This window comes from Roseateles amylovorans (assembly GCF_025398155.2).
GTDB lineage: Bacteria > Pseudomonadota > Gammaproteobacteria > Burkholderiales > Burkholderiaceae_C > Roseateles > Roseateles amylovorans.
The window spans coordinates 4,452,550-4,464,298 of the sequence record NZ_CP104562.2; the positions used below are offsets into that span (position 1 = coordinate 4,452,550).

The following is an 11,749-nucleotide window of genomic DNA, read 5'->3' on the forward strand; positions in this document are numbered from 1 at the left end:
TCAGCGTCCGCCGGCGATCACGCCCTTGTTGGCCAGGGCATCGGCACGCTCATTGCCCGGATCGCCGGCATGTCCCTTCACCCAACGCCACTCGACCTGGTGCAGCTTGCGCAGCGCGTCCAGCCGCTGCCAGAGATCCGCATTCTTCACCGGCTTGCCGTCGGCCGTCTTCCAGCCGCGGCGCTGCCAGCCGCTGATCCACTCGGTCATGCCCTTGCGGACATATTCGCTGTCGGTGTAGATGACGATGTTGCAGCTGCGCTTGAGCGAGGTCAGCGCCTCGATCACCGCGGTCAGCTCCATCCGGTTGTTGGTGGTGTTGGACTCGCCACCGAACAGCTCTTTTTCATGCCCGCCGCTGCTCAGCCAGGCGCCCCAGCCTCCGGGGCCCGGATTGCCCTTGCAGGCGCCGTCGGTGTAGATGACCACGCTGGGTTTGCTGATCTTGGCCGGGGCCGCCGCGGGAATGTCGCTCATGAGAATCCGAATACCTGTCGAGAACTTGAAAACAGCGCCGCCCATGCGGACGCCGATGACGTCGAAGAACATGGCGCCGTCGTGGCAGGCGCGTCCGCAGCCCACGCTACACAAGCCTGCGCGCTCGAAGCCTGCGCTTGCGGCACCTCGCCTTGAAAACCTGGACCGATCACGTGTCCGCCGCGCTGCCGAAGGGTCAGTCGGGACCGCGTCGATGCGACTGCTGATGGATCGCCACCGCCGGCGCCGCCTTGGCGCCACGCGCCCGCTTGCGCGCCAGCCCGACCAGCCGCATGCCATGCACCCGCTTGATCGCCACCACACCGTACAGCGCGCCCAGCACCGTCCACCACTTGCTGCCGGGCCGCTCCAGCCAGTGCCAGCGGTCCAGCCAGACCTCACTCAGCAGCGGTGGGCGATAGCAGCCGAACTTCGCCCGTTCCACCTCGAACGACAGCAGCCGCAACCAATCCCGCAGCCGCCAGTAGCCGATGTACTCGCCCTCCTCGGGCAGATACAACCTGGGTGCACGCCCCATCAGCCGACCGTTGACGCGGGCCAGATTCTGCCTCACCGCCCACAGGCTGGCCGGGTTCAGGCCCAGGATGACGACCCGGCCTTCGGGACGCAGCACCCGCTCCACCTCGCGCAGGCAGCGGTGGGGATCGGCCGCCAGCTCCAGGGTGTGAGGCAGCACCACCAGGTCCAGGCTGCTGGCGGGGAACGGCAGGGCATCGAACTCGCAGTAGACGGCGGCGCGCGGCGGGTCGGCGAAAGCGGTGCGGGGCTCGGGCTGGGTATCCAGCGCGTTCAGCGGCCGACTCGCCCGGGCGCTGGACGGATCGACCGCCCTTCCAGCGGCGAGGTCTTGGGCGGCCGTGGCGCTCGCATCCAGGCCGGTCGCCGCGACCGAATGCGGCACATGCTCCAGCGCCAGCCAGCGCTGCGGCATGCGGTTGGCGCGCAGGCCGTTGAGTTGCGGCAGGCCCAGTTGCACGGCGTGAAAGCCGAAGAGATCCACCACCGCCTCATCGATGAACCGCTGCTCCCAGTCCAGCAGATAGCGCCCGGGGGGCGTACCCAGCCACCGCGAGAGCTCGGCGGACGCGAGTCCGTTCGCGGGGGGCGCCTCTACAATCGGCGCCGGGTCATCGTCCTGGCTCGCTCTTGTCATTGCTTGGACCGCATGGAACTGGTTGCGCTTCCCGCCTTCACCGACAACTACATCTGGATGCTGCACGATGGCCGCGAGGCGATCGTCGTCGATCCAGGCGAAGCCGCGCCGGTGGCCGATGCGCTGCGCGCACATGGCCTGGGTCTGCGAGGCATTCTAGTGACGCACCATCACGGTGATCATGTCGGTGGCGTCGCCGAGTTGATGCCGCTGCTGGCCGACCCTACCCAGGTCTGGGGGCCCGCCCACGAAAAGCTGCCAATCCCGGTGCATCCGTTGAACGGTGGCGATCGCTTCGCGCTGCTGGGGCAGTCGGTCGACGTCCTGGATGTCCCCGGCCACACCGCCGGCCACATCGCCTTTGTGATCCGCCAACCGAGCGACGGCAGCGCGCCCTTGCTCTTCTGCGGAGACACCCTCTTCTCCGCCGGCTGCGGCCGATTGTTCGAAGGCACGCCGGCGCAGATGCATGAGTCGCTGGCGCGCCTGGCGGCCCTGCCCGGCGAGACCCGGGTCTGCTGCGCCCACGAGTACACCTTGTCGAATCTGCGTTTTGCGCGGACAGTCGAGCCCCACAACGAGGCGGTCGCGCGCCACGAGGCTTGGTGTCAGGCCCGGCGCGACCAGCAACAGCCCACCTTGCCCTCCACGCTTGCCCTGGAGCTCGAGATCAACCCCTTCCTGCGTTGCGGGCATGCATCGGTCCGGCAGGCCGCGCAGCGCCAAGATCCGCGGGTCACTGATCAGCCGGTCTCGGTGCTTGCCGGGCTGCGCCAATGGAAGAACGAATTCCGATGAATCGATTCACCGCCTCGTCCCCGTCTTCTCGCCATTCAACGATGCATTCGTCGCCGACTTCGTCGCCCTCCTCCGCCACCGGCGTGACGGAACCCTCGGCCGCCCCTTCGGGTCGGGCTCGCCCCGCCCTCAAGCTGCTGGCCGCGCTGATCCCGCTGGCACTGGCCGCCTGCGCCACCCGTGGTCCGGCGCCGGCAGACAACCCAATCGCAGCGAACGCCGAATCCCAGGCCGTGGCGCAGCAGACGGTGATGGCGGTCGAAGCAGCGGCCTCGGCCGTCGCGCCGGCCAACACCCAGCCGATGGCCGCCGGTGCGGCGCCGCAAGAAAAGCTCGACGTCCTGCTGGAGGACAACCTCAATCCCGGCGAGAAAGTGGACCTGGATGCGCCCAAGACCCATGTCGACCTGTGGGCCCGCATCCGTGCCGGCATGGCCATGCCGGAGCTGGACAACGAGCTCGTCCGCAAGGCCGAGGACTACTACAGCAGCCGCCCGGACTACGTTGCCCGCATGACCGGCCGCGGCAGCCTCTACCTCTTCCATGTGGTGGAAGAGGTGGAAAAGCGCGGCATGCCCGCTGAACTGGCGCTGCTGCCCTTCGTGGAAAGCGCATTCCGCAACGATGCGCAGTCCAGCGCCAAGGCGGTGGGCATGTGGCAGTTCATGCCCGCCACAGGCCGGGATTTCGACCTGAAGCAAAACATCTTCCGGGATGACCGTCGCGATGTGCTGGCGTCGACCCGTGCCGCGCTGGATTACCTGCAGCGCCTGAACAAGATGTTCAACGGCGACTGGCAACTCGCGCTGGCCGCCTACAACTGGGGCCAGGGCAATGTGTCCAAGGCGGTCCTGCGCAACCAGAAGGCCGGCCTGCCGATCGACTACGACAGCCTGCGCATGCCAGACGAAACCCGCTACTACCTGCCCAAGCTGCAGGCGGTGAAGAACATCATCATGCGGCCGCAGGCCTTTGGCCTCGAACTGCCGGCGGTGGCCAACCATCCGTATTTCCTGTCGGTCAACATCGACCGTGACATCGACGTGACCCGCGCCGCGCAGCTGGCCGAGCTGGACGAGGACACCTTCCGACAGTTCAATCCGTCGATGAACAAGCCGGTGATCCTGGCCGCCAGCAGCGGCCAGATCCTGCTGCCTTACGACAACGCGAGCACCTTCGTCGGCAACCTGGAGCGCTACAAGGGCCCGCTGGCCAGTTGGACCGCCTGGGTCGTGCCCAAGACGATGAAGCCGGCGGACGCCGCCAAGCAGGTCGGCATGAGCGAGACCGGCCTGCGCGAGATCAACCGCATTCCGGCGCGCATGCTGGTCAAGCAAGGCTCGACGCTGCTGGTGCCGCGCAGCGCCGCCCGCGACAAGGACGTCTCCGAACACCTGGCCGACAACGCCAGCATCATGTTCGCACCGGACGTGCCGCCGATGCGTCGCGTCACGCTCAAGGCCGGCAAGGGCGACACCGTGGCCACGGTGGCCCGTCGCTACCGGCTGGGCCCGACCCAGGTGGCGCAGTGGAACAAGGTCAGCACCAAGGCGACCTTCAAGCATGGTCAGCAGGTCGTCGTCTACCTGCGCGAGGGTCAGGCCATTGCGGCCGAAACCCCGTCCGCTACGCGCAAGACGCCGACCCGCGCCACCCGCGTCGCCTCCTCCAAGTCCAACGCCAAGCCCACGACGAAGGCCTCTTCCGGCAAAACCCGCAGCGCCAAGGTGGCCGGCAGCCGGGTGACCGGCGGCGGTGGCAGCACGGTGTCGACCAAGGCGTCGATCCGCTGAACGGGGCCCCAGGGCCCGCCGTGACGGCGATGTACCGGTGACCTGCTGGTGACCTACTGGTGGTGACCTGCTGGTGACGATACCGGCGAAAAAATGGGCGCTCCCGGAGCGCCCATTTTTCATGCGTGGCCGAGTGCTTCGGCCGGCCCGTCGATCAGACGAAGAACAGCGCGATCGACACGCCCATGCCGGCAATCCAGGCCGCGCTTCGCAGTCCCGCCACATTCGCTACATAAAACGCGACATACAGCAGACGCAGCACGATGAAGCTCACCGCCAGCAGGTCGATGCGCGACTGATCATGCTGCATCTGCTGTGCCGCCAGCACCCCGGCGACAAACAGCGGCAAGGCTTCGAAGCTGTTCGCCTGGGCCGCATTGGCCCGCGCCTGCCAACCGGACTGGCGGTTCAGCCAGCCGCGGGGATCGTGGTTGTCGTAGCCCCCATCGCGACGGTGCTTGCCGAAGCCCTTGGACTTCGCCAGTCCCGCACAGAGGATGGGCAGCACGCCCGCGATGATCAGGCAGTAGTTGGCCAGGGTCATGGTGATTCCAGCAAGTAAAAAGGCAAAGGCAGTGGCAGCGCCGAAGGCGCGGGCAGAAACGGAGTCGGCACAGACAACGTCGACAATACAGCCGCCAGCGCGCTCATCGGCAGCGCTTGACTCGGCAACGCTTGACTCAGCGCTTGAATTGGCAGCGGTTGAGCCGGCAGCGCACCAGTCGATCGAACCGGCAACGCCCCTGCGTCGCAGCACCACCGGCCGCGGTCAGGTGGCGCGTCGATCCACCAATGCATGCGCGATGGTGCCCAGATCCACATACTCGAGCTCGCTGCCCACCGGCACGCCGCGCGCCAGCCGGGTACTGCGCAGGCCGCGCACCCGCAGCGCTTCGGCCAGCACATGGGCGGTCGCTTCGCCTTCGGCGGTGAAGCTGGTGGCAAGGATGACCTCTTCCACCTGACCATCCGCCGCCCGCGCCAGCAGCGGCTCGACGCCAATCTCACGCGTGCCCACCCCGTCCAGCGGGCTGATGCGGCCCTGCAGCACGAAGTAATAGCCGTGGTAGGAGGCGGTGCGCTCCATCGCCGCCTGGTCGGCTGGCGTCTCGACGACGCACAGCAGACGCGCATCCCGGCGGCTGTCCTGGCAGATGGGGCACAGCGGCGATTCGCTGAAGGTGTAGCAGCGTTCGCAATGCCGGACGCTGTGGGTGGCCTGCTGCAGCGCGTGCGCCAGCGCGTCGGCGCCGGGGCGGTCATGCTGCAGCAGGTGATAGGCCATGCGCTGGGCCGACTTCTGGCCCACGCCGGGCAGGCGCCGCAGAGCCTCGATCAGCTGTTCGAGTGCGGTCACCGTGGCCCGATCAGAACGGGAACTTCATGCCGGGGGGCATCGGCATGCCGGCGGTCAGCTTGGACATCTTCTCCTGGCTGACTTCCTCGGCGCGGCGGACGGCGTCGTTGAACGCGGCCGCCACCAGGTCTTCCAGCATGTCCTTGTCATCGGCCAGCAGGCTGGGATCGATGGCCACGCGCTTGACGTCGTGCTTGCAGGTCATGGTGACCTTCACCAGGCCGGCGCCGGACTGGCCCTCGACCTCGATGTTGCCCAGCTCGTCCTGCGCCTTCTTCAGGTTGTCCTGCATCGCCTGGGCCTGCTTCATCAGGCCTGCGAGTTGACCCTTCATCATGATGGTGATCCTTGTCGTTCGGGGAGAGAGTTCAGAGAGGTTTGATGGACCCGGGCAGGATGCGCGCGGTCTTGAACTGCGTCAGCAACTGCTGGACCTCGGGGTCTTCGAGGATGATGGTTTCGGCACGGCGCTGCCGTGCGCGGGCTGCCATGGTATCGCGCAGGGCCGGTGAATCGGTGGCACGGCCGGCTTCGATCTCCAGACGCACCGGCGCCTGGACCCAGCTCGACAGCGCCGCCTGCAGCTTGTCCTGCAGGCCGGGCTGGCGCAGCGACTCGCGCTCCACCCGCAGCCGCCAGCGCTGCGGCTGCTCCTGCTCGGCGATCTCCAGGCATTCGGATTGCAGCGCCAGCTCACGGGTCAGCGCGGTCAGGCCGAGTTGCGGCACGGTGGCATACCAGCGCTCACCCAGCGGGGTGGCGACCAGGGCCACCTCGTCCACGGCGGTGGACAGGTAGATGCCCTGGGTGGCGGCATCGTCCGCAGACGGATCGTCCAGCAGCGTGGGGCCGTCACCCATCTCCTCATCCCCCGGCGGCGGCACGTCCAGCCAGGGCGGCGGACCGTCGTCGTCATGCGGCGGGGAGATGTCATCCAGGTCATCGGCCTCGGCCTGGACCGATGGCGGCGGCGCCGCACGGGGGCGCAACCGGTCGCTGAACCGTGTGGCCGGCGCACCCGCAGGCGCGGCCCGCAGGCTGGCGGCTGGCGCCGGGCGGGGCGCAACGGCCGCTGGTGCTGGTGCTGGTGCCGGAGGCTGCGCTGCGGCAGAGACCGGCGTCGGTGCTGATGCAACGACGGGGCTCGTCGGAGACGGAGCGGTCGCTGCAGGCAGATCGTCAGCCCAGGGCGGCAGGTCGTCAGCGGCTTCGCGCCCATCGAGGCTGGCGTTGGCGTTGGTGTTGGCGTCGTGGTCAACAGCCCCTTCACTGGCGACCGAAGCGGTCGATGGCGAGGCGGTCTCAGCCCCCTCCTCCTCTGGCTCCGATGGACCATCGGACCAGGGCTCGGGACGAGGATCTGACTGCGCTGCAGGCGCCGAGTGGGAATCGGCGAGGGCGTCGATCTCGGCGGTGGACTCAGCTTTCACCGCCGGAGACGACGGGGCCTCAAGCGCGTGAACCGGGGGCATGGCCTGCGCCGGTTCAGCTGGCACAGACGCGGACGTCGCCGGGGTCATGGGCCCCTCCATCGCAGGCGGCGCAGCGACGGTAGAGGCCTGTGGCGTAGACGTTGGTGCAACTGCAACTGCAGCTGCAGGCGCAGGCGCAGGTGCAGGTGCAGGTGCAGGTGCAGGTGCAGGTGCAGGTGCAGGTGCAGGCTCTGGGTCGGAGTCGGGCGCAGAGGCCGCCTCGGCAATCCGAGGCACTGCGGGCGCGGCCGACACGGGTGCGGACGCGGTGGCCGACGAGCTAGCGGCCGTCGGCGAGACCGGCCTCGTTGCGGCCGAGGCCGATGCGGCGCTGCCGGAGGCCGAAAGCGCCGCATGCGGGGCCGGCGCGCCGCCAGGGCGACCTGCGCCTGCGGGGGCCGCGGCGGGTGCGCCTGCAGGGCGACTCGGCTGGCCGTCCGGACGGAAGGCCAGCATGCGCAGCAGCACCATGGTCAAACCGGCATATTCATCGGGCGCCAACGGCAGCTCCTGGCGGCCGTGCAGCGCCATGCTGTACATCAGCTGGATCTCATCGGCCGGCAACTGATGGGCCAGCGGGATCAGTTCGGCCAGATCGGGATCGCTGGCGTCGAGCGCGCCCGGTGCCGCCTGGGCGACCGCCAGATGCTGCAGCGCACCGGCCAGGTCCTCCAGCGTTCCGCCGGCCGACAGGCCCATGTTGCGCAGCCGGTCCGCCGCCGCCACCAGCGCCGCACCGTCGCCGGCAATCAGCGCCTGCAGGATGCCCAGCACATGGCCGCGGTCCACGCTGCCCAGCATCTGGCGGACCCCGGCCTCCTTGAGCTCGCCGGAGCCGAAGGCGATGGCCTGGTCGGTCAGCGACAGCGCATCGCGCATCGAGCCGCGCGCAGCCCGGGCCAGCAGGCGCAGGGCCCCGGCCTCATTCGGCACGTGTTCGTTGGCGAGCACGCGGGTCAGGTGCTCCAGCACCGTCTGGGGCGCCATTGGCCGCAGATTGAACTGCAGACAGCGCGACAGCACGGTGACCGGCACCTTCTGCGGATCGGTGGTGGCGAGGACGAACTTCAGGTACTCCGGCGGCTCCTCCAGCGTCTTCAACATGGCGTTGAAGGCGGTGTTCGAGAGCATGTGCACTTCGTCGATCATGTAGACCTTGAAGCGCCCGACGACCGGCTTGTAGACCGCCTGGTCCAGCAACTGGGAGATTTCTTCGACGCCGCGGTTAGAGGCCGCATCCAGCTCGACATAGTCGACGAAGCGGCCGGCATCGATGTCGCGGCAGGCGTCGCACACGCCGCACGGATGCGCGGTGATGCCGCCCTGGCCGTCCGCACCCAGGCAGTTCAGGCTCTTGGCCAGGATGCGGGAGACCGAGGTCTTGCCCACGCCGCGGGTGCCGGTGAAGAGATAAGCGTGGTGCAGGCGCTGCTGTGTCAGCGCATTGGCCAGGGCCTGCACGACATGCTCTTGACCCATCAGCTCCTCGAATGTGCGGGAGCGGTACTTGCGTGCGAGGACCTGGTAACTCATGGCGCGGCATTCTACGGGTCCGCTTGCACCGTCCGGCGACCGGTGGGCTCGGCAGCGTCGGGGTTTGTCAGGAGAGGAGCGCGGCGCTGAAGGATAATCCGCGCCCATGAGCACGAACGCCCCGCACGATTCCTCCTCCGGCACGCTGAGCTATGAACAGGCCGGCGTCAATTACGACCTGATCGACCCGCTCAAGGTCAGCGCTCAACGCGCCGCCGCCGCCACTGCCGGCCACCTGAGCGCCCACGGCTTCACCGAGGTCAAGGCCTCGCGCGGCGAGTCGGCGTATGTCGTGGACGTGGGGCCGTTCTACATCGCCTCCATCGTCGAATGCCTGGGCTCCAAGGCCCTGGTGGCCGATGAAATGGGCAAGCTCACCGGCAAGAGCTATTACGACGGCATCGCGCAAGACACCATCGCCATGGCCGTCAACGACCTGATCACCGTGGGCGCCACGCCGCTGGTGGTCCAGGCCTACTGGGCTGCGGGTGGTTCCGACTGGTTCGGCGATGCGCAACGCGCCCAGGCGCTGGTCGCGGGCTGGAAGAAGGCCTGCGACGTCTGCCAGGTCGCCTGGGGCGGCGGCGAGACGCCGGCGCTGGCGGGCATCGTGGAGGCCGGCCGCATCGACCTGGCCGCCTCCTGCACCGGTCTGATCAATCCGAAAGAGCGCCTGTCGGTCGGCGACAAGCTCGGCGCGGGCGATGCGATCGTGCTGCTGGCCTCCAGCGGCATCCATGCCAACGGCCTGAGCCTCGCCCGCAAGCTGACCGAGCGCCTGCCCCACGGCTACCTCACCGAAGTGCAGCCCGGCCTCACCTACGGCGACGCCCTGCTCGCCCCGACCACGCTGTACTCCCCGGTCACCGAGGCGCTCTACAAGTCCGGCATCACGCCGCACTACTGCGCCAACATCACCGGCCACGGCTGGCGCAAGCTGCTGCGTCATCCCGGGCAGTTCACCTACCGCATCCACACCGTGCCGCCGGTCACCCCGGTGCTGAAGTTCATGCAGCAGCATGCGCAGCAGGATGACCGCGAGGCCTATTCCACGCTCAACATGGGCGCCGGCTTTGCGATCTTCGTCCCGGCTGATCAGGCGGCGAAGGTGGTGGAGATCGCCAAGTCCTGCGGCATCGACGCCTGGGACGCGGGTCGGGTGGAAGCGGGTGAGAAGCAACTGCTGATCGAGCCATTGAACATCCGCTTCGGCGACGACGATCTGCAACTGCGCTGATCGCCCGCTCCCTCACCAAGGCGCTCCGGCGCCTTTTTTCATGTCCGGATGTCCGGATCTCCGGGAGCGGCGGACTCAATGCAGAGCCGGCCACGCCTGGCGCGTGTCCGCAGCAGGCGTGGCCGGCCGCTTGACACTGCCGGTGGCGATGCGCCAAGCTCATCGGCCATGGACTGGTTCTATCTGCCCATGGTCAAACTGCATACCCTGCTGGCGTGGTGCAGCGTGTTGTTGTTCCTGGTGCGTGGCCTGGCCCATCAATTCGGCGCGGTCTGGGTCATGGATGCGCGTCTGCGCACGCTGGTGTTCAGCAGCCATGTGCTGATCGTGGTGTCCGGCCTCAGCCTTTGGGGCGCCATGCACCACGACCCGCGCTACGAGCCCTGGATGACCGCGAAATTCATCGCGCTGGGCATCTACTTCGCAACCGGCCACTGGGCGGTCGGACGCGGCGAGTTCAAGGTCATCGGCTACCTGATCGCCTTGATCGCCCTGGCGTATGTGATGGGCGTGTCGGTGACGCGGCAGGCCTTGCTGGGGCTGTGAGCCGCCGCGCCGACCGCGTCGGCCTCAGCCGACCAGCTTCCAGCCTGTCTGCCAGAGTTGCGCCACCGCGGTGGCGCACAAGGCACGACGCAACTCGGACGGTCGTGCGCCGGGCCGTTCGGTGACGACCGGGCTGAGCCATTGGGGGCCGACCTCCCGTGAGACACGCGCCCGGCCATGCCGATCGGCACGCAGCAAGGCGAGTCGCCACGCGGTGCGCAGGCCTTGGGTCTGGGATTCATCGGCCAGCACGCCCAGCCAGTCGTCGGACTGAAGACGGTGAGCGGCCTTGAGCAGTTCGGCGTCAGAGGGGAACCGAGAGAAGGTCGCCACCGGTTCGCCCCAGGGGTCGCGCAACTGGTGGGAGGAGGATCGCGCCACCGGTGCGGCGTTGCGCGCGAAGCGGCGGCGGGCCAGCAGCGAATCGAACTGAGCGAGGCAAGCAGACATGAAAAAACTCCGAGAGCCCACAGACATCACCGGCGTTTGCCGGCCCGGGGGCATCATCGGAGCCGCAACGCTTTAGCCGTACTTGTTGACCGCCCGCAAGTAGTTGGTAAATCGGCGGTGGACGCTGCGCGTGAGCGCGACGTCCGGATGACATTTAACCACAGCATGCTGCGGGCGCTTCGTGACGCATGTCATGGCTGCACTCGCCAGGAGCCGCCTGAAACCTCGCGTAGAATGCATCGCTGACGGGCCTCCTCGCATGGAAGCGCGGCCAACCGGGTCAGATGGGGAACCAAGCAGCCCTAACCGTTGTGACCAGTGCCGAGATCAGGCTCGTCAACCTCATTCGTTTTGCGCAAGACCGCCCCTGTGGGCGGTCTTTGTGTTTGTGGGGTCGCTTTTTCGGTGATCTCGATCGGGGATGCATGTGCGGCGCCAGGAATCGTTCATGACCCCGCCCGCTGCTTGACTGGACGCGGGGGTCGCGTTCTGCCCGGCGCCGCTGTCGATTTCCGCTCGCCTCGAACGTCATGGGGTTGACTCACCCCACACGGACAACTCAGGAGCGACACCATGGCCAACGACGCCAAAGTCAAAGGACCCGCGTCCTACTTCCCGTCCATCGAGAAGCAGTATGGGCAACCCATCAGCCACTGGATGACCCTGCTCAAGCAAGCGGGGCCGATGAAGCACATGGCGCTGGTCAATCTGCTGAAGAATGACCACGCGATGGGACACGGCCATGCGAATGCGCTGGTGGCGGCCTTTCTCGCCGATCAATGACCGGAGGCGATGGCGCTGGCGATGGTGAGGGCGCGTCACCCGCGCGGGCTGTGACCGCCAAGTCGCGGACACAGCCATCGCCGCGGGCGTCGCCATCCATGCCCCCAGCACCCGCACCAGTCGGTGCGC

General features: G+C 67.9%; 12 protein-coding genes and 1 other RNA gene. 6 read left to right on the plus strand and 7 right to left on the minus strand.

Annotated elements, in window-relative coordinates:
- Positions 1-477 carry a ribonuclease HI gene (gene rnhA / locus N4261_RS18455; protein ID WP_261756736.1) on the minus strand — a complete coding sequence of 159 codons (477 nt, stop codon included), beginning with the start codon at positions 475-477 and terminating at the stop codon, positions 1-3.
- Positions 478-673: 196 nt separating this feature from the next.
- Positions 674-1,651 (minus strand): class I SAM-dependent methyltransferase, encoded by a 978-nt coding sequence (locus N4261_RS18460; protein WP_261756737.1) that lies wholly within the window; start codon positions 1,649-1,651, stop codon positions 674-676.
- Positions 1,652-1,663: 12 nt separating this feature from the next.
- Between N4261_RS18460 and gloB the strand changes: the two genes are divergently transcribed.
- Together gloB and N4261_RS18470 are read left to right on the plus strand one after the other, a co-directional pair.
- Positions 1,664-2,449 (plus strand): hydroxyacylglutathione hydrolase, encoded by a 786-nt coding sequence (gene gloB, locus N4261_RS18465; RefSeq protein ID WP_261756738.1) that lies wholly within the window; start codon positions 1,664-1,666, stop codon positions 2,447-2,449.
- Positions 2,446-4,242, plus strand: a complete 1,797-nt coding sequence (locus N4261_RS18470) for a transglycosylase SLT domain-containing protein (RefSeq protein WP_261756739.1) — start codon at positions 2,446-2,448, stop codon at positions 4,240-4,242. Before gloB ends, N4261_RS18470 begins: the two co-directional genes overlap by 4 nt.
- Before the next feature lie 154 nt (positions 4,243-4,396).
- Here the strand turns inward: N4261_RS18470 and N4261_RS18475 are convergent, their stop codons facing one another.
- The 4 genes from N4261_RS18475 to dnaX all read right to left on the minus strand — a co-directional run bounded on the left by N4261_RS18475 (position 4,397) and on the right by dnaX (position 8,604).
- Entirely contained in the window at positions 4,397-4,786 is a 390-nt protein-coding gene (locus tag N4261_RS18475; RefSeq protein WP_261756740.1) for an MAPEG family protein, read from the minus strand.
- 225 nt (positions 4,787-5,011) lie between these two features.
- On the minus strand, positions 5,012-5,599 hold the full coding sequence (gene recR / locus N4261_RS18480; protein ID WP_261756742.1) for a recombination mediator RecR: 588 nt from the start codon (positions 5,597-5,599) through the stop codon (positions 5,012-5,014).
- Positions 5,600-5,609: 10 nt separating this feature from the next.
- Complete coding sequence (locus N4261_RS18485; protein ID WP_261756743.1) at positions 5,610-5,936, minus strand: YbaB/EbfC family nucleoid-associated protein; 327 nt, start codon at positions 5,934-5,936, stop codon at positions 5,610-5,612.
- 31 nt (positions 5,937-5,967) lie between these two features.
- Positions 5,968-8,604, minus strand: coding sequence for a DNA polymerase III subunit gamma/tau (gene dnaX, locus N4261_RS18490; RefSeq protein ID WP_261756744.1), 2,637 nt, complete (start codon positions 8,602-8,604; stop codon positions 5,968-5,970).
- Between the two features lie 106 nt (positions 8,605-8,710).
- On the opposite strand from dnaX, the gene N4261_RS18495 reads away from it, so the two are divergent.
- Together N4261_RS18495 and N4261_RS18500 are read left to right on the plus strand one after the other, a co-directional pair.
- Complete coding sequence (locus tag N4261_RS18495; RefSeq protein ID WP_261756745.1) at positions 8,711-9,841, plus strand: AIR synthase-related protein; 1,131 nt, start codon at positions 8,711-8,713, stop codon at positions 9,839-9,841.
- A 168-nt stretch (positions 9,842-10,009) separates the two neighbouring features.
- Positions 10,010-10,387, plus strand: a complete 378-nt coding sequence (locus N4261_RS18500) for a SirB2 family protein (protein ID WP_261756746.1) — start codon at positions 10,010-10,012, stop codon at positions 10,385-10,387.
- Positions 10,388-10,411: 24 nt separating this feature from the next.
- Here the strand turns inward: N4261_RS18500 and N4261_RS18505 are convergent, their stop codons facing one another.
- A complete protein-coding gene (locus tag N4261_RS18505) occupies positions 10,412-10,837 on the minus strand; it encodes a hypothetical protein (RefSeq protein WP_261756748.1) in 426 nt (141 codons plus the stop codon).
- A 244-nt stretch (positions 10,838-11,081) separates the two neighbouring features.
- Between N4261_RS18505 and ffs the strand changes: the two genes are divergently transcribed.
- Together ffs and N4261_RS18515 are read left to right on the plus strand one after the other, a co-directional pair.
- Positions 11,082-11,178: signal recognition particle sRNA small type (gene ffs / locus N4261_RS18510), an RNA gene on the plus strand.
- A 232-nt stretch (positions 11,179-11,410) separates the two neighbouring features.
- Complete coding sequence (locus tag N4261_RS18515) at positions 11,411-11,620, plus strand: DUF4287 domain-containing protein (protein WP_261756749.1); 210 nt, start codon at positions 11,411-11,413, stop codon at positions 11,618-11,620.
- Positions 11,621-11,749: the final 129 nt, after the last annotated feature.